This is a genomic window from Umezawaea tangerina (genome assembly GCF_003002815.1).
Lineage (GTDB): Bacteria > Actinomycetota > Actinomycetes > Mycobacteriales > Pseudonocardiaceae > Umezawaea > Umezawaea tangerina.
Window position 1 is genome coordinate 391,306 of record NZ_PVTF01000001.1, and the last position, 16,765, is coordinate 408,070.

The following is a 16,765-nucleotide window of genomic DNA, read 5'->3' on the forward strand; positions in this document are numbered from 1 at the left end:
CGTGTGATACGGCCGACCAGGCGGCGGCGCGGTCATCCTCGCACGCGACACGGGGGCGACGTCCAGAGTTGACCGGGCCGATCTTCGGCATCGGGCGTAGCGTGACCGCCGTCCGTTTGGCAGTGGGGGATCGGAGGTCTGCTCCGGTACCCTTCCCCAGGAGTGCGAAGGAGCACCATGAACTTCGATGAGATCAAGAACAAGGCCAGCGAGCTTCTGGAGCAGAACCACGAGAAGGTCGACCAGGGCATCGACAAGGCCGCCGAGTTCGCGGCGGGCAAGTTCGGGCACGACGACCAGATCAAGTCTGTTGCCGAGAAGGCCAAGGACTTCCTCCCGGGTGGGCAGTGAACTCGTTCAACACGGATGAGCGGGTAGCCCCCCAGGGGGAGACCCGCCCTCCCTCAGCGTCCGCACGCCGTCCCGAGATGGTGACCTGGCAGGGCTACCGGGAGCCCCGGCTCGAGCAGGTCCGCCTGCTCCTGTCCGACCAGCGGCGCCTCCGCGCGTCCGGACGACTCGTCACAGCAGGACCCGACGAGGCCTTCAGCGCCTCGTTCGAGGTCGGCGTCGGCGAAGAGGGCACGGTGAAGCGGCTGCTGCTGCGCAGCGCCACCGTGGAAGAGGAGAAGCAGATCTCACTGAGCCGGACCGCCGACGGCGCCTGGCTCGTGGACAGCGGCAAGGGATCCGAACGCGCCGAGTTCGACGGCGCGATGGACGTGGACGTGCAGTTCGTCGTGCTGTTCAACTCGATCCCCATCCGGCGGCTGGGACTGCACCGGGAAGCCGGGGAGCACGTGCTGCCGGTGGTGCGGGTGTCGTTGCCGGACCTGTCGGTGAGGGTTGTGGAGCAGACCTACCGGACGGTGTCGGTGGGGGAGGAGACGTCGGTGGTGAACTTCAGTTCGGGGGAGTTCTCGGCGGATGTCGTGGTGGACGGGGCGGGGATCGTGCTGGATTACCCGGAGGTCTCGCACCGGATTTGAGGGTTGGGGCTTGGCGGTTGGGTGTGTTGTGTCCACCGACTGGTGAAGCCCGGTCCTGGGTTGTGGTGCGCTTGTGGCTGAGCCCTGTCCTCGTGTGTGTTCCGGGGTTTCCGCCGCTGAGAAGCCTGGCCTCCGTGTGTGTTCCGGGGTGCCCACCCTCCCCCGCGAAGCCCGGCTCCCGGCGCGCAATTGTCTCAATGCCCTGCCCTAGTTTGTCAAGACGGTAAAGCTGTCTTGACAAACTAGGGCAGGGCAGGAGGGCGCTGTGTATCGGGGGCAGGGGTAGGTCTGGCTTCGCCAGCATCGAGCTGCGCTCGACACGGCATCCTCGGCTTCGCCGTCGGACAAGGCATCGGCTGGCGCCGACAAGGCCCCAGGCGCTCCGCGCCGGATGCGCGCTGGCGGGCTTCGCCCATTGGCGGTCCGTGCGTGCTCGCTTCGCGTCGGTGGGTAGGTGTTTGCTGGTCAGGCGCGGATGGCGATGGCCATGGCTTGGCCGACGCCGACGCATGCGGCTGCTACGCCCAGGCCGCCGCCGCGGGCGCGTAGGTGGCGGCAGAGGTCGAAGATGATGCGGGGCATGGAGGCGCCCAAGGGGTGGCCGTAGGCGATGGCGCCGCCGTGGACGTTGACCTTTTCGGGGTCGATTTCGGGTAGGTGGTGCAGGACTGAGAGGGCCATGGCGGCGAAGGCCTCGTTGATCTCCCAGAGGACCACGTCCGAGGCGGTGAAGTTGCGGCGGGCCATGAGTTTGCGGATGGCGGTGATGGGGGCGAGGGTGAAGTGGCGGGGGTCGGTGGCGGTGGTGGTGCTGCCGATGATCTCGGCCAAGGGGTCCAGGCCGAGGTGGGTGGCGGTGTCGTCGGTGCCCATGAGAGCCGCTGCGGCGCCGTCGTTGAGGGGGGAGGAGTTGCCCGCGGTAACGGGGCCGTCGGAGGAGAAGGCGGACTTGAGCTTGCGCAGGCGTTCGGTGCTGGTCTCCGGGCGGACGGACTCGTCGCGGCGGAGGGCGGAGCCGTCGGGGAGTTGGACGGGGAAGGCGAAGCCGTCGTGGACGCCCGCGTCCCAAGCGGCGGCGGCGCGGCGGTGCGAGCGGAGTGCGAAGGCGTCCATCCGGTCGCGGGTGATCCCCAGCTCGACCGCGACGTCCTCGGCCGCCCTGCCCAGCGGAACGGTCCACTCGGTGGGCATCCGCGGGTTGACGAGGCGCCAGCCGAGGGCGGTGGGGGCGGGTTCCATGCGGTCCGGGAAGGGTTTGTCGGACTTCGGGACCACGAAGGGGGCGCGGGTCATGCCCTCCACGCCGCCGGCGATGAGGAGGTCGGCGTCGCCGAGGGAGAGGGCGCGGGCGGCCTGGACGACGGCCTCGCCGCCGGAGGCGCAGAGGCGGTTGACGGTGGCGCCGGGGACGCTGGTGGGCAGGCCCGCGAGCAGGGCGGCCATGCGGGCGACGTTGCGGTTCTCCTCGCCCGCGCCGTTGGTGTTGCCGAGCAGGACGTCGTCGACGCTGGCCGGGTCCAAGCGGTCGTGGTGCCTGCGGAGCAGCTCGACGATCGGCAACGCGGCCAGGTCGTCCACCCTGACCCCGGACAACCCGCCCCGGTAGCGGCCGAACGGGGTGCGGGCTACGTCGAGGACCAGGGCTCGCGACATGGGTCCATCCTGCCCCGGAACGCCCGGTTCCGCGCTTCGCTACTCGGCGACGAAGAACGACACGAAAGCCGAGGACGGGCGGGTGGAGGACTCGGTGCTGAAGGCCTTGACCTCGATCATGTGCGGACCCGCGGACAACGAGCCGGTGTTGAGCGCGAGCCGCCACTGACCGGCGACCGCGGGGCCGTCGACGGTGGTCGGGACGCCCGCGACCTCGTCGCCGTCGAGGCGGACGGTGAACCCGGCCAGACCCGGCAGGCGCGCGGTGGTCCGCCTGCCCTCCAGGCCGTCCAGCACGACGTCGAGCACGAGCCTGCCCCGTTGCAGCGGCTTGCCGTCCGGGATGGGCTGGCCGCTCGCGTCGAGCACCTTCCCGTTGACCCGCGCCAGGTCCAGCTCGACGCCGTTCAACGCCTCCGTCGGGGTGCTCGGCGGTGCGACGGTGGGCGCGCCGGGTCGGGGCACCAGTTCGAGGTCGACGTGGGACAGCTGGATCCGCATCGGGGACGGGGGCAGCACGCTGACGGTGAGGTGGTCGTCGGGGCCGAGGAGCGCCAGCGACTCCGGTGGCAGGTCGGCGACCACGGGGTAGCCGCTGTCCGCGCGCCACGCCGTGTCCGGCACGGCGGGCCGCAGCGGCACCGTGACCGAGTTGCCGATCAGGGCGTTGAACTGGGGCGCGACCCCGGAGCCGTCGGTGTGCACGATGGTCATCCGCAGTCTGCCGCCCAGCACGTCCGGCACCAGCTTGGGGTTCGCGGTCGTCGTCGGGGGAGCGGCACCGAGGTCGGCCCGGATGGGCGGTGGGGGCACGAGCGGCGGGGTCGCGGCGGGCTTGCCGACGAAGCCGACCAGGTCCACGTGCACGCGTTCGCCGGACGGGCCGACGATGGAGACCAGCGCGGTCGCCTCGGTCCACTGCGGCGCCACCTCGCCCTTCGCGACGAGCGCGCCGTCGCGCAGCACGCGGACGCCGTCGCGGCGCAGCACGACCTCCCAGCGCTGGCTGATGCCCAGCTTCGCGGCGGGCACCGGGTGCGGCTGCTCGCCGGTGGGCGCGATCCGCGGCGTGCCCGGCGCGACCAGCACCTGCGCGGTCGTGCTGCCCGCGCTGGAGGCGATCCGGGCGCGGACGCTGCCGGGAGGGAGGCCGGGGGCGTCGACGGCCCGGTCGGACACCTGCTCGGCGGGGGTACCGGACACGGTGCTGACGGGGCCGGGCACGAGGTCGAGGAACAGCTCGCCGTCCACGCCGGGAGCGTCGGTCTCCACGACGAACCGGCCGAGCTCGTCGGCGTCGGCCAGCGCGAACGGCGTCCGCGACCGCAGCGCCACCGGCGCGGCGGCGCAGTTGCTGCTGATCACCAGCCGCCGGGCGTCATCACCCTGGCCGGGGGTGGCGCGCGCGCAGTTCTCCCGCGTCGCCAGCCGCCACCGGGTCGGGTCGGGGGCGTTGGCCTGGTCGAACCGGTCCAGCAGCGCGTACTTGTCGTCCGAGGACCGGTCGGTGACCGGTGTGCCGGACCCGGCCGTGGGCGCCGAGCGCCTGCCGAACTGGTCGACCGAGCGGACCTCGACGCGGTACTTCACGCCGTCGTCGAGGCCGTTGAGCTGGGCGAGCGGCTGCGCCACCAGCACCGAGTGGTCGAGGGCGTCGTCCTTGCCCCACCGCACCTCGAACCCCGGTGACCCGCCGGTCCAGCGCAGCTGGAGCCGCTGCGGACCGGTCTGCACCACGAGGCGTTCCGGAGCCTGCGGCTTCTCCGTCGACGACGGCAGCACGACCCCCTGTCCGGCGAACTGCGTCAACGACGTCGGCGGAGGTGGGACCGGGGTCGTCGTCACCGACGGGCCGGTCAGCCCCGTGCCCCGCAGGACCGCGATCGTCCCGCCGATCAGCACGAGACCGGCGGCCACCACGGCGATCCGACGACGGTCCATGGCGTCAAGCTAGGCGGACTCCCGAGCGGGGTCACTAGTCGTTGTCGAGCCGAGATCAACCGGTCCGGATCTCGAACGACTGCTGGGTGTCCCTGGTGGGCACCGCGGGGTCGACCGGCTGCACCCGCGCGGACACCTTGTGCGCGCCCGCGCTCAGCCCGGTGGCGTCCAGCCAGAACTCGTACCGCCCGCCCGCGGACGGGCCTCCTGCCGTGGTGGGCAGCGTGACCAGGGGTTGGCCGTCGAGCTCGACGACGATCCCGGCCGTGGGCGCGATGACGTGGTCGTGGTCGCCGACCAGCTCGACGACGAGCCGGATCTTGCCGCCCTCGGGGAACCGCGTGGGCGGGCTGGTGTTCGACTCGTGCGTGACGCCCAGCCGCGGCGTCGCGACCTTCGGGACGGTCGGGCCCAGGTCGGCGAGCTTCGGCAGCTTGCGCGGGGGCGCGTCCGGCTTGTCGCGCAGGACGACGCTCGCGCTCACCGAGTCGATGTCGGTGGTCGACGTGAGCCGCAGCTTCGGGCTGTCTCCGATGGCCGGGTCGGGCAGCGGGAAGTCCGCGTACAGCGTCGTCGACACGGTCGGCCCGACCGCGCCCCAGGGGAACATCGGCTTCGCGACCACCTCCCGGTCGCCGAGGTGCACGGTCACCCGCGCGTCGTTGTTGCCGTACACGCCCGCCACGACCCGCAGCGACTCCGCCCTGCCGAACTGCACGGACGACAGGGTGCCCAACGTCGTGGCGTACGGCTCCCGCGACGACGGGCCCAACGTGATGATCGACGTGGACTGCGGGTTCTCCGCGGCGCCGCCGACGCCGAACGAGTCGATCGTGGTGCCCTTCGCGTCCCGGAACGCCAGCCGGGCCCGCGCCACCTTCCACGGCACGGCCGCCGGTGCCGCCGCCATCACCTCGCCGTCGCGCAGCGCCACCAGCGCGTCCGGCAGGATCCGCAGCTCCCAGCGGTGCCGCACCCCGGTGGACGGCACGATCGACCGCCCGCTCACCGGCACGACCCGCGACGTGCTCGGCACGTCGACGCCCTGGCTGAAGCTCGCGCCGAACGGGTTGACGTGCATGATCACCGCGCCGGGCGGGATCCGGGTCGGCGCCGACATGCTGTCGTACATCCCCAGCCACGGCAGGTCGTCGAACGGCTCCGGCAGCAGCGTGATCGACACCTCCTGGTTGAGGCCGTTCGGGTCCGTGCCGGGACCGTCCATGGTGAGCACGACCCGGCCGACCGCGCCGTCGTCCTTCGGCTCGGACAGCACCAGCTGCATGTTCGACTGGAGCTCGGCGTTGTCGCAGGTGATCTCCACCCGCTTCACGCCCGGCAGCGACCGCAGCCCGAGGCAGTCGTCCGCGCCGAGCGCGCGCCACCGGTGCGACGACAGCGCGGCGGGCCCGTCGAAGTGGTCGACCGGCGCCACCAGGTGGTCGGCCCACGCCTCGTTGTACTGCAGCCGCGGCACCGCCTTCATGCTCGCGGGCGCCGACCGGTGGCCCTCCGCGTCGACCGCCCGCACCTCGATGGTGACCTCGTCGTTCGCGGTCAGCCCGGTGATCTCGGTCTCCGGCACGAGCACCAGCCGGACCTGGTCCGACCAGCGCACCTCGTAGCCGTAGCCCACCGTCGGCGTCCACGTCGCGCGCAGGCTCGTGACGTCCAGCGAGGTGAGCTTCAGGTCCGACGGCGCCGCCAGCGCCTGCCGCTCCTCGCGGTACTCCACCCGGTCGTCGACGAACCGCGAGAGGCTGACCGGGCCCGTGGACGTCGGCGCGGGCGGCGACGCCTCGTTGCGCAGCACGAACACCGCGCCCACGAGCACGGCGAGCCCACCGAGGAGCGCGATCAACCTGCGACGTTGCACCGGGCCGACATTACGAGGTCTGGGCGCGCGCGGTCGCTCCGTCCAGCGAAACGATACGGCCTCCCCGCGCGCCCACGGCCCGCAAGGCGTCCCGCGCGCCGGGGGAGTCGAGGTCGATCGTCACGTCGGTGCGCACGGCCGACCGCTGCGCGTCCAGCGCCTTCCGCGCGGCGTGCCCCGCCTCGATCGTCTTGGCCAGGCCGCCGGTCGAGGCCAGCGACCCGCGGGCCGCGCCGAGGCGGCCCAGCGCGTCGTCCACGGCGTCCAGGAGCGCGGTCCGGTTGCCCTCGCACATGGCCTGCGTCAGTTCGGGCCTGGTGCCCGCGACCCTCGTGCCGTCGGTGAACGAGCCCGCGGCCAGCGCCAGCGCCAGCGGCCCGCCGTCGGCGCCCACGGCCGCCAGCACCGCGGCCAGGACGTGGGGCAGGTGCGAGATCCGGCCGACCGCGGCGTCGTGCTCGGCCGTGCTCGCCGGGACCACGTGCGCCTCGACGGCCAGCGCGAACGCGACCACCTCGGCCAGCACGGCCATGTCGGAGTCGTCCTCCACCGCCACCACCCAGGCGGCACCGCGGAAGAGGTCCGCCCGCCCCGCGCCCCACCCGGACGTGGACGTGCCCGCCATCGGATGCCCACCCACGTACCTGGTCCGGGGCGCCAGCCGTCGGACCGCGTCGTGCACCGGCCCCTTCACGCTCACCACATCGGTCAGCTTCGCCGTGGGCACGACCGCCGCCACCCGCCTGAGCACCTCGTCGACCGCCGGCAGCGGCACCGCGACGACCACCAGCGCGTCCGCCGCCCTCGCCCGCTCCAACGCGACGTCCAGGTCCCCGCCCGCGTCGAACCCCTCCGCTCTCGCCGCCGTCACGTCGTCCGACGACCTCGTCGCCCCCCACGCCGTCCAGCCCGCCGCCTTGGCGGCGCGCAGCACCGAGCCACCGATCAACCCCAGTCCGAGCACGCACAGGTCAGGCACGGGGCCCATCCTGCCGGCGCGGGGCGGCAAAGCGGAGCAGCGACCGATCTTGGCGGCTCACGCCCCGGACCTGTCGGTGCGGGGATCCGGAACTGCCGGGTTCGGGGGTCCCCCGACGGCGACCGCGGCTACCGCAGGGCGTCCAGGGCGAAAGCGGCGTAGAGGGTCACGCCGTGTTCCATGGCGGTGTCGTCGAACAGGACGCGGTTCGAGTGGTTGGCCTCGGCGGTGGCGAGGTCGACGGTCGGGGGGCAGGCGCCGAGGAACGCCATGGCGCCGGGGACCTGGTTGAGGATGTAGGAGAAGTCCTCGGCGCCCATGAGCGGGTCGAGCATGGGCTCGGAGTAGGACTGGCCGATGGTGGCGGTGGCGAGGTCGAGGACGTGGGGGCCGACGGTGTCGTCGTTCACGGTGACCGGGTAGCCGGGGACGACGGTGACCTCGGCGGTGCAGCCGTGGGCCGCGGCGACGTGCTCGCAGACCTGGCGGATCTCCTTGTGCACCAACGCCCTGGTGGCCTCGGACAGCGTGCGGATGGTGCCCTCCATCAGCGCCGTCTCGGGGATGATGTTGGTGGTGGTGCCCGCCTTGAGGTGGGCGACGGTGACGACCGCGGGCTCGTGGACGCTGATCTTCCTGGCTACCATCGTCTGCAGGGCGCCGACCATCGCGGCGGTCGGCGGGATGGGGTCGATGGCGTCGTGCGGCATGCCGCCGTGCCCGCCGCGGCCGGTGACGGTGACGTGGAAGGTGTCCGCCGACGCCATGATCGGGCCAGGACGGCAGGTGATGACGCCGGAGCGCAGGGTGGACGTGATGTGGATGGCGAGCGCTTTCCCCACGCGCGGGCCCGCGGCGTCGAGCAGGCCCTCGTCGAGCATGATCCTGGCGCCGTGCTGGCCCTCCTCGCCCGGCTGGAACATGAACACGACCCGGCCCGCCAGCTCGTCGCGGCGCGCGCTGAGCAGCCTGGCCGCCGACGCGAGCATCGCCACGTGCGTGTCGTGGCCGCAGGCGTGCATCGTGCCGTCGACCTCGGAGGCGTAGTCGAGACCGGTGTCCTCCTGCAACGGCAACGCGTCCATGTCGCCGCGCAGCAGCACGGTCGGCCCCGGCCGGGCGCCTTCGAGGACGGCGACGACCGAGCTGAGCCCCCGCCCGGTCGTGACCGCGAGGGGCAGGTCCGCCAGCTCGGCCAGCACGGCGGCCTGGGTGACCGGCAGGTCCAGGCCCTGCTCGGGGTGGCGGTGGATCGTCCTGCGCAGCGCGGTGGTCCGCGGCTGCAGCGCGCGGGCCTCCTCGAGCAGGCCGGCGAAGCGCGGTTCCTGGGTCTGCGGCAGCGTTGTGCTCATGGGTCGATACTGACATCGGACGGTCACCCGGCGCTGCTCCTGGAGGCCCCGTGCTACCGGGTCGGTCGACTGCCCCCTACGGTGTCACCATGGCAGAGCAGGAGCCGGTCAACGGCTTCGCTGTCGCGGTCGTCCGGGAGGACGGCCGTTGGCGGTGCAGCACGATGGACAGCTCCGCGCTGTCCGAACTGGACGCGGCGATCACCGAGCTGCGCCAACTCCGCTCGACAGGCGCGGCCTTCGGCCTGCTCGCCGTCGACGACGAGTTCTTCATCATCCTGCGACCGGTGCCCGGCGGGGTGTCGCTGCTGCTGTCCGACGCCGCCGCGGCCCTCGACTACGACATCGCGGCGGACGTCCTCGACCTGCTGCGGGTCGACCCGCCGGACGAGGAGGACGAGGAGCTGTGGCCCGAGGGCGACCTCGGCGTGCTCAGCGACCTCGGGATGCCGAAGCACGAGATGCAGATCGTCGTGGACGAGGTGGACCTCTACCCGGACGAGCAGCTGCAGATGATCGCGCAGCGCTGCGGGTTCGACCAGGAGTTCACCAAGCTGCTCGACAAGATCCAGGCGTGACCGCCGACCACGAGGACATGGTCCGCGCCGCACTCGCCGTCGCCCGCCGGGCCTCGGCGACCGGTGACATCCCCGTAGGCGCGGTCGTGTTCGGCCCGGACGGCACCGAGCTCGCGGCGGCGTGCAACGCCCGCGAGGCCACCGGCGACCCCACCGCGCACGCCGAGGTGCTCGCCCTCCGCGCCGCCGCGGCCGCCCACGGCGACGGCTGGCGGCTGTCCGGCTGCACCCTGGCGGTCACCGTCGAGCCGTGCACGATGTGCGCGGGCGCCCTCGTGCTCGCCCGCGTCGACAAGGTCGTCTTCGGCGCCTGGGAACCCCGCACCGGCGCCGTCGGCTCGCTGTGGGACGTCGTCCGCGACCGCCGCCTCAACCACCGCCCCGAGGTCGTCGGCGGCGTTCTCGAGGACGACTGCGCCTCCCTGCTCGCCGACTTCTTCGCCGACCACCGGGCCGTGTGACCCTCCGCACGGTTCGCACGGGTCCGTTCGGGGCAACCGGAGGACATGAGCATCGTGGACAAGGCGAAGGACAAGGCGCAGCAGCTGATCGGTGAGGTCAAGGAGAAGATCGGCGACCACACCGACAACCAGAGCCTCAAGGTCGAGGGCCAGGCCGACCAGGTCGCGGGCCACACCAAGGAAGCCGGTCACGACGCGCGCGACAGGGCTGTCGACGGCGTCGACAACCTCAAGGACAAGTTCAACCGCTAGAGCCCTTCGCGCTGCCCCCGCGACCCGCACCGGGACGCGGGGGCAGCCGCGTGCCGGGGGTTCTCGATCACCACACCACCCCGATTTCAGTCCTCGGGCACCCGTCTTGTATTGTTCTCGGCGGTGGCGTGTCCGAGCGGCCGAAGGAGCACGCCTCGAAAGCGTGTGAAGTGAAAGCTTCCGTGGGTTCAAATCCCACCGCCACCGCTCAGTCGGAGAGCCCCGCACCTCACGAGGTGCGGGGCTCTCCGCGTTCCGGTGGCACTAGCCCTGGTCAGCCGGTCGAGACTGAGCTTCCACCTTGGCCAGAGTCGACTGCGGCGCACGTGCAACGTGTCCTGTTGACGTCGCAGTCAAGGACAAATGGAGCCTTGCTGCGCCGCGGATTTCCAGACCATGCTGGCACAGGACACCGACTACACAGCTCGACTTGCAGACAGGCACCACCGCCATGGAGGGGGAGGTGGTGCCCATGACTCCGGAGGTCATGCAAGTGAGTGGTGTTGTCGGTGTGGTGGTGGCGCTCAGGTGGCTCACCGAGTTCGTGGTGATCGTTTGGTCGTTGCGGGCCGATGAGCAGGGTCGCAGACATGCGATCCGTCTCCTCGAACACTTGAGGTGGACTCGTCGTGAGCGTCGTAAGCCACCGTGACCCCCTGACGTCTCCCCCTGACGCCGGGGGGTCGGCCTTAACGGGTACTTGGCGCTTTCGTAGGGGCTCAGTTCGGGTCTTAGTTCAGGTGCGTACGGCGGTGGCAACACCACGAACGCCAAGTGGCAGACCGCGAAAGTGTGTGAAGTGAAAGCTTCCGTGGGTTCAAATCCCACCGCCACCGCTCAGTCGAAGAGCCCCGCACCTCACGAGGTGCGGGGCTCTTCGCGTTCTGGTCGCGCTAGCCCTGGTCAGCCGGTCGGAACTGAGGTCACCACAGCGGATTGGGGGCAGCCCCCAGCGGTAGGGGTGGGCTGGCCCCAGGTCGGATCGGCTGGTTGGCCGGATCGTTTGCGGGAAACCGAATTCCTAGGTTTGGCACATGGTCAAACACCCCGTTCCCCTGCGCCGCAAGGCGATCGCCCTCACCTCCGCGGTGCTCATGGCCGCCGCGCTCACGGCGTGCGCCACCCCGACCGCCGCGAGCAGCCCGTCGTCGAGCGCGCCCGCGAGCACGTCCGCGGCCTCGTCGAGCACGTCCACGCCCGTCGAGTTCCAGACGCGCAAGGTGACGAACGCCGAGCACGAGCTGGTCTTCCACGTCGTCGACGGCAAGCTGCCCGCACTGGTCCTGGACGCGGGCGGCGGCCTGAGCTCGTCGTACTGGAAGGACCTGGCGCCGCGGCTGGCGAAGGCCACCGGGTCGAAGGTCATCACCTACGACCGCGCGGGGGAGGGCGAGAGCGACGAGGTGTCGGGGCCGTGGCGGGTGGAGAACGCGGTGTCGGACCTGGAAGCCGGGCTCAAGGAGCTCGGGGTCACGAAGGACGTGGTGCTGGTCTCGCACTCGATCGCGGGTGAGGTCGCCACCACCTTCGTGAACAAGAACCCCGGCTGGGTCTCCGGCGCGGTCCTCGTGGACGCGAACGTGCCCGACTTCTTCTCCGACGAGATGCTGACGGCGTTCGCCCCGGTCGTCGAGGAGCAGAAGGCCGCGCTGATGGCCCAGCCCTCGACCAAGAAGAACCGCCAGCTGCTCGCCGTGATGGTCGACTACGCCCCCGTCCACCGCGCCTTCCACAAGCTGACCTGGCCCAAGGACGTGCCGGTGAACGTGGTCGTCTCGGGCGGGACCCCGTTCGACAGCCCCGACGCGGCGCAGCTGTGGCGCGACGCCGAGGCCCGCTTCGCCCAGGCCGCGCCGAACCGCAAGCACGTGGTCGCCGAGAACACCTCGCACGAGGACATCGTGACCCAGCGGCCGGACGTCATCACCGACGCGATCGACGACGTCCTCAAGGGCATCCGCTAGCCCAGTCGCACCGGCAGCGAGCGCAGGCCGCGGAACAGCGGCGAGTGCTGGTAGCGCAGGTCCTCGGCGGTGAGCTCCCACGTCGGGAAGCGGTCGAGCAGCTTCCCGAACGCGATCTCGCCCTCCAGCCTGGCCAGCGGGGCGCCGAGGCAGAAGTGGGCGCCGTGGCCGAACGCCAGGTGGCCGCCGGGCCTGGTCGGGTCGAACTCGTCGGGGCGGCCGAAGCGGGCCGGGTCGCGGTCGGCCGCGGCGAGCGAGATGAGCACGACCCCTTGCTCGGGGATGGGCACCCCGCCGATCTCCACGGGTTCGGCGGTGAACCGCGGGGTGGCGGTGACCAGCGGGCCGTCGTAGCGCAGGAGCTCCTCCACGGCGCCGGGCAGCCGGGAGCGGTCCGCGCGCAGCGCCGCCAGCTCCTCCGGGTGGCGCAGCAGCACCAGCACCCCGGTGGAGATCAGGTTCGCCGTCGTCTCGTACCCGGCGGTCAGCACCAGCAGCGCGGTCGACACCAGTTCGGCGTCGTCGAGCCCGGAGTGCACCAGCGCGCCCAGCAGGTCGTCGGCCGGGGCGGTCCGCTTGGTCTCGACCAGCCCGCCGAAGTAGGCGGTCATCTCGCGGGACGCGGCCTCGAACTCCTGGTCGTGGCTGTCGGTCGACAGCACCGCGCCCCACGCCCCGAGCACGTCCCGGTCGGCCTCGGGGACGCCGAGCAGCTCGCAGATCACCAGGAACGGCAGCGGCAGCGCGAGGGCCGCGACCAGGTCGACCTCGCCGGTCATCGACTCCAGCAGCCGGTCGGTGGTGGCTTCGATCCCCGATCGCAGCCCCTCGACCCGGCGAGCGGTGAACGTCCTGGTCAACGGCTTGCGCAACCGGGCGTGCTCGGCGCCATCGCTGTTGAGCATGTGGGCCAGGGGCTGCTCGCCCGGCGGTGTGGAGCGCTTGCGCAGCCGGGGGTCGGCCAGCGCGGCCCTCGCCTCCGCGTACCCGGTGACGACCCAGATCTCCCGCCCGCCGGGATCGGTGACCCGCTCGACCGGTGCCCTCGCCCGCGAGCGGGCGAGCACCGGGTGCGGGTCGGCGTAGTACTGCTCGCTGAAGAACATCCGCATCCCCCCAAGGACCGATGTTCCCGTGATCGGGAGGCGGGCGATAGGTCCACTACGGGGGTGCGCACAGCACGAGGCGCCTGCCACCTCGTCAGGTCGCAGGCGCCTCGTCCTTGATCCGCTGTGTGGTGCCGGCGCTGGGAGGGCCACCGGCTCGCACCCTCGAGATCAGCCTAGCGCATCTTCGAACACACGTTCGAGTGATCCTGTCACCTTTTGGTTGCGACGCGGACCGCGAAGCGTGAGGTGACCATACCTATCCACGCGTGCCGGCTGTTCGTTACCGAAGATGTCAACCTCCCGATCGGCGGGTTAACCGTTAGTTACTGCACCTTCCTTCGTTCACTCGATCCGGGGAGGATCTGCGGACCCGCCAACATCCGGAGGACGTTTTGAGACCATCACTGCCCCGCGTCGGACTGGCGGTCACCGCCGCCACCGCCGTGACGCTGGCCGTGGCGCTGCCGGTGACCGCGAACGCCGTGCCGAGCCCGGACGCGCTCATCGCCGAGGTGTACGGCGGTGGGGGCAACTCCGGCGCGACGCTCACCCAGGACTTCGTCGAGCTGGCCAACAAGGGCACCGCGCCGGTCTCCCTGGACGGCTGGAGCGTGCAGTACCTGCCCGCGAGCGCCAGCGCGGCCAGCACGTGGCAGCTCACCCCGCTGGCGGGCTCGGTGGCCGCGGGCGGTCGCTACCTGGTCGGCGAGGCGAAGGGGACCGGCGGCACGGTCGAGCTGCCGACGACCGACGCCACCGGCACGATCGCCATGGCCGCGGGCGGTGGCACGGTCGCGCTCGTCTCCGGCACCACCGCGCTGACCTGCAAGACCGCCGCGGACTGCGCCGCCGACACCCGCGTGAAGGACCTGGTCGGCTACGGCTCCGCGACCGTCGTCCGCGAGGGAGCGCCGACCGCCACGCCGGCCAACACGACCTCCGCGGCCCGCGGTGCCGCGCTGGCCGACACCGACGACAACGCCGCCGACTTCACCGTCGGCGCGCCCACGCCGGTCAACAGCAAGGGCCAGACGCCCGGTGGTGGCACCCCCGATCCCGACCCGGATCCGGACCCCGTGCCGGGTGACAAGCGGATCCACGACATCCAGGGCCCCGGCCGGGTGTCACCGCTGCTCGGCCAGCAGGTCGTGGGCGTGCCCGGCGTCGTGACCGGCACCCGCACGTCCGGCGACCGCGGGTTCTGGATCCAGGACGCGCAGGCCGACGCCGACCCGCGCACCAGCGAGGGCGTCTTCGTCTACACCAACGCCGTCCCGTTCACCGTCGTGCCGGGCGACTCCGTGCTGGTCAACGGCACCGTGGCCGAGTACCGGCCCGGTGGCGACACCGGCACCAACCAGACCCTGACCGAGATCGCCACGCCCACGAGGATCTCCGTCGTGTCGCAGGGCAACCCGGTCCCCGCTCCCGAGGTGATCACCGCTACGTCGATCCCCGAGGCCTATGCCCCGGACGCCGGCGGCGCGACCATCGAGACCATCCCCCTGGAGCCGGCCAAGTACGCGCTCGACTTCCTGGAGTCCCGCGAGGGCCAGCTCGTCCAGGTCGACGACGTCCGCTTCACCGGTCCGACCAACGAGTTCGGCGAGGGCTGGATCACCACCAAGCCCCTGCAGAACCCGGCGGTCCGCGGCGGCACCGTGTACACCGGCTACGACCAGCCCAACAGCGGTCGGCTGAAGGTCAAGGCGGGCAGCGCGGCGCTGCCGACGGCCAACACCGGCGACGTGCTCAAGGGTGCGACCGTGGGCGCGCTGGAGTACACGAACTTCGGCGGCTACACGCTGGCGACCACCTCGCTGGGCACCTACACCTCCGGTGGCATCAAGCCGGAGGTGACCGGCTCGCAGAAGCAGAGCGAGCTGTCGGTCGCCACCTACAACGTGGAGAACCTGGCCCCGACCAACCCGCAGGCCAAGTTCGACCGGCTCGCGGGCGCGGTCGTGACCAACCTGAAGAGCCCGGACGTCGTGGTGCTGGAGGAGATCCAGGACAACAACGGCGCCACCGACGACGGCACGGTCGCGGCCGACGTGACGCTGGCGAAGTTCGTCGACGCCATCGCCGCGGCGGGCGGCCCGCGCTACCAGTCGCGGTCCATCAACCCCGGCAACAAGACCGACGGCGGTGAGCCGGGCGGCAACATCCGGGTCGCGTTCCTGTTCAACCCGGCGCGGGTGTCGTTCGTGGACAAGCCCGGCGGCGACACGACCACCCCGGTCGCGGTCGTGAAGGACAAGGGCCGGGCCGCGCTGTCGGTCTCGCCCGGTCGCGTCGACCCGGCGAACCCGGCGTGGGCGAGCAGCCGCAAGCCGCTCGCGGGCCAGTTCACCTTCCGCGGTCGCACCGTGTTCGTGGTCGCCAACCACTTCAACTCCAAGGGCGGCGACCAGGCGATGCACGGCCGCTTCCAGCCGCCCGCCCGCAGCTCCGAGGTGCAGCGGCAGCAGCAGGCCGCGGTGCTGCGCGCGTTCGTGGACCAGGTGCAGGCGATCGACAAGGGCGCGAACATCGTGCTCGCCGGTGACATCAACGACTACCAGTTCTCACCCGCGGTGCAGAAGCTGACCGCGGGCGGGGCCGTCGTGGACCTCATCGGCACCCTGCCGCCCGCTGAGCGCTACAGCTACGTGTTCGAGGGCAACGCCCAGGTGCTCGACCACATCTTCCTGAGCAAGAACGTCAAGCGCTTCGGCTACGACGTCGTCCACATCAACGCGGAGTTCGCCGACCAGGCGAGCGACCACGACCCGCAGGTGGTGAAGGTGCGGCCCAGCACGGGCAGCGCGCTCGCCGACGAGATCCTGTTCCTGGTCGAGGACCTGCTGGAGCACCTCCAGCGCCAGGTCTGACGTTCCGGGGGACGGGGCCCGCTCCGGCGGGCCCCGTCCGCGTCCTCAGGAGCCGCTGGAGCCCGAGGAGGACGCCACGACGACGGCGGCGGTGACGGCGGCCTGGATCGCCTGCACGGCCTTCTTCACGGCCACGCCCACCCAGTCGCCCTCGCTGATCTCCTTGGCGCGCGCCTTGAGCGCCTTCTTGTCGCCCTCCACGACCTTCGGCACCACGCCGATGGCGTGCAGGAGCGCGATCAACGTCCCGGCCCGCTCGCTCGGCTGCTGACCGCCCACGAGCGCCGCGGTCAGCTCCGCCCGCACGGAGTCCTCGTGCGCCGAGTCGACCGCGGGCCACGTCTTGCGCGGGAACAGCCCGAGCACCTTGTCCTTCTCCTGCTTGATGAGCCCGCGCCCGGTCAGCGCCTCCAGCACGGCCTCCCGCACGTGCTTGGTCAACGCCTCGACGGCCCGCTGCGGCTTCGCGGGGGCCTTCTCCGCCAACCGCGCCAGGCCCGCCTCCAGCACCGGCTCGTCGAGCGAGGCGGTGTCCATCACGTGCAGCTTCCCGCCGTCCTCCGCGACCCGTCCGGCGGCGACCAGGTCCACCAGCACCGCACCCGCGAGCGCGTGGTCGGTGGAGGTGCCGTCCGTGATCAGCTTGCCGGAGTCGTCGTCCAGCAGGAGCAGCAGCAGGTCCTCGGCGAGAGTAGGCATGACCTCGACGCTAGCGCAGACCACGGCTTCCCGAACCCC

Annotated in this window: 14 protein-coding genes and 1 tRNA gene; 8 read left to right on the plus strand and 7 right to left on the minus strand. The window is 71.8% G+C overall.

What is annotated here, in order from left to right:
- Positions 1-177 precede the first annotated feature (177 nt).
- Positions 178-351 (plus strand): antitoxin, encoded by a 174-nt coding sequence (locus tag CLV43_RS01835; protein WP_106185180.1) that lies wholly within the window; start codon positions 178-180, stop codon positions 349-351.
- A gap of 77 nt (positions 352-428) precedes the next feature.
- Positions 429-989 carry a putative glycolipid-binding domain-containing protein gene (locus tag CLV43_RS01840; RefSeq protein ID WP_245886064.1) on the plus strand — a complete coding sequence of 187 codons (561 nt, stop codon included), beginning with the start codon at positions 429-431 and terminating at the stop codon, positions 987-989.
- Between the two features lie 465 nt (positions 990-1,454).
- Here CLV43_RS01840 and CLV43_RS01845 read toward each other — a convergent pair whose 3' ends face one another.
- The 5 genes from CLV43_RS01845 to CLV43_RS01865 all read right to left on the minus strand — a co-directional run bounded on the left by CLV43_RS01845 (position 1,455) and on the right by CLV43_RS01865 (position 8,790).
- Positions 1,455-2,642: a thiolase family protein gene (locus tag CLV43_RS01845; RefSeq protein WP_106185182.1), complete on the minus strand. Its 1,188-nt coding sequence runs from the start codon at positions 2,640-2,642 to the stop codon at positions 1,455-1,457.
- A 39-nt stretch (positions 2,643-2,681) separates the two neighbouring features.
- Positions 2,682-4,583 (minus strand): hypothetical protein, encoded by a 1,902-nt coding sequence (locus CLV43_RS01850; RefSeq protein ID WP_146174612.1) that lies wholly within the window; start codon positions 4,581-4,583, stop codon positions 2,682-2,684.
- A gap of 55 nt (positions 4,584-4,638) precedes the next feature.
- Positions 4,639-6,459 (minus strand): fibronectin type III domain-containing protein, encoded by a 1,821-nt coding sequence (locus tag CLV43_RS01855; RefSeq protein ID WP_146174613.1) that lies wholly within the window; start codon positions 6,457-6,459, stop codon positions 4,639-4,641.
- 10 nt (positions 6,460-6,469) lie between these two features.
- Positions 6,470-7,447 carry a prephenate dehydrogenase gene (locus CLV43_RS01860; RefSeq protein WP_170155667.1) on the minus strand — a complete coding sequence of 326 codons (978 nt, stop codon included), beginning with the start codon at positions 7,445-7,447 and terminating at the stop codon, positions 6,470-6,472.
- Between the two features lie 119 nt (positions 7,448-7,566).
- Positions 7,567-8,790 carry a M20 metallopeptidase family protein gene (locus CLV43_RS01865; protein WP_106185186.1) on the minus strand — a complete coding sequence of 408 codons (1,224 nt, stop codon included), beginning with the start codon at positions 8,788-8,790 and terminating at the stop codon, positions 7,567-7,569.
- An 89-nt stretch (positions 8,791-8,879) separates the two neighbouring features.
- Between CLV43_RS01865 and CLV43_RS01870 the strand changes: the two genes are divergently transcribed.
- From CLV43_RS01870 to CLV43_RS01895, 5 genes are all read left to right on the plus strand, one after another.
- Complete coding sequence (locus tag CLV43_RS01870; protein WP_106185187.1) at positions 8,880-9,368, plus strand: tRNA adenosine deaminase-associated protein; 489 nt, start codon at positions 8,880-8,882, stop codon at positions 9,366-9,368.
- Positions 9,369-9,385: 17 nt separating this feature from the next.
- Positions 9,386-9,829, plus strand: a complete 444-nt coding sequence (locus tag CLV43_RS01875; protein ID WP_106185917.1) for a nucleoside deaminase — start codon at positions 9,386-9,388, stop codon at positions 9,827-9,829.
- 45 nt (positions 9,830-9,874) lie between these two features.
- A complete protein-coding gene (locus CLV43_RS01880; protein ID WP_106185188.1) occupies positions 9,875-10,081 on the plus strand; it encodes a CsbD family protein in 207 nt (68 codons plus the stop codon).
- A gap of 122 nt (positions 10,082-10,203) precedes the next feature.
- Positions 10,204-10,288: transfer RNA gene (locus CLV43_RS01885), tRNA-Ser, on the plus strand.
- Between the two features lie 827 nt (positions 10,289-11,115).
- Positions 11,116-12,045 carry an alpha/beta fold hydrolase gene (locus CLV43_RS01895; RefSeq protein WP_106185190.1) on the plus strand — a complete coding sequence of 310 codons (930 nt, stop codon included), beginning with the start codon at positions 11,116-11,118 and terminating at the stop codon, positions 12,043-12,045.
- On the opposite strand, the gene CLV43_RS01900 is transcribed toward CLV43_RS01895, so the two are convergent.
- On the minus strand, positions 12,042-13,151 hold the full coding sequence (locus CLV43_RS01900) for a cytochrome P450 family protein (protein ID WP_245886065.1): 1,110 nt from the start codon (positions 13,149-13,151) through the stop codon (positions 12,042-12,044). The two genes, CLV43_RS01895 and CLV43_RS01900, sit on opposite strands and share 4 nt — an antisense overlap.
- A gap of 395 nt (positions 13,152-13,546) precedes the next feature.
- On the opposite strand from CLV43_RS01900, the gene CLV43_RS01905 reads away from it, so the two are divergent.
- Positions 13,547-16,027 carry an endonuclease/exonuclease/phosphatase family protein gene (locus tag CLV43_RS01905; RefSeq protein WP_106185192.1) on the plus strand — a complete coding sequence of 827 codons (2,481 nt, stop codon included), beginning with the start codon at positions 13,547-13,549 and terminating at the stop codon, positions 16,025-16,027.
- 45 nt (positions 16,028-16,072) lie between these two features.
- Here the strand turns inward: CLV43_RS01905 and CLV43_RS01910 are convergent, their stop codons facing one another.
- Positions 16,073-16,726 carry a GOLPH3/VPS74 family protein gene (locus CLV43_RS01910; protein ID WP_106185193.1) on the minus strand — a complete coding sequence of 218 codons (654 nt, stop codon included), beginning with the start codon at positions 16,724-16,726 and terminating at the stop codon, positions 16,073-16,075.
- Between the last annotated feature and the right edge of the window lie 39 nt (positions 16,727-16,765).

Coding starts and splice junctions, on each gene's coding strand:
- CLV43_RS01835 (WP_106185180.1), top strand. CDS start 178: ATGAACTTCGATGAGATCAAGAACAAGGCCAGCGAGCTTCTGGAGCAG.
- CLV43_RS01840 (WP_245886064.1), top strand. CDS start 429: ATGGTGACCTGGCAGGGCTACCGGGAGCCCCGGCTCGAGCAGGTCCGC.
- CLV43_RS01845 (WP_106185182.1), bottom strand. CDS start 2,642: ATGTCGCGAGCCCTGGTCCTCGACGTAGCCCGCACCCCGTTCGGCCGC.
- CLV43_RS01850 (WP_146174612.1), bottom strand. CDS start 4,583: ATGGACCGTCGTCGGATCGCCGTGGTGGCCGCCGGTCTCGTGCTGATC.
- CLV43_RS01860 (WP_170155667.1), bottom strand. CDS start 7,447: ATGGGCCCCGTGCCTGACCTGTGCGTGCTCGGACTGGGGTTGATCGGT.
- CLV43_RS01865 (WP_106185186.1), bottom strand. CDS start 8,790: ATGAGCACAACGCTGCCGCAGACCCAGGAACCGCGCTTCGCCGGCCTG.
- CLV43_RS01870 (WP_106185187.1), top strand. CDS start 8,880: ATGGCAGAGCAGGAGCCGGTCAACGGCTTCGCTGTCGCGGTCGTCCGG.
- CLV43_RS01875 (WP_106185917.1), top strand. CDS start 9,386: ATGGTCCGCGCCGCACTCGCCGTCGCCCGCCGGGCCTCGGCGACCGGT.
- CLV43_RS01880 (WP_106185188.1), top strand. CDS start 9,875: ATGAGCATCGTGGACAAGGCGAAGGACAAGGCGCAGCAGCTGATCGGT.
- CLV43_RS01895 (WP_106185190.1), top strand. CDS start 11,116: ATGGTCAAACACCCCGTTCCCCTGCGCCGCAAGGCGATCGCCCTCACC.
- CLV43_RS01900 (WP_245886065.1), bottom strand. CDS start 13,151: ATGTTCTTCAGCGAGCAGTACTACGCCGACCCGCACCCGGTGCTCGCC.
- CLV43_RS01910 (WP_106185193.1), bottom strand. CDS start 16,726: ATGCCTACTCTCGCCGAGGACCTGCTGCTGCTCCTGCTGGACGACGAC.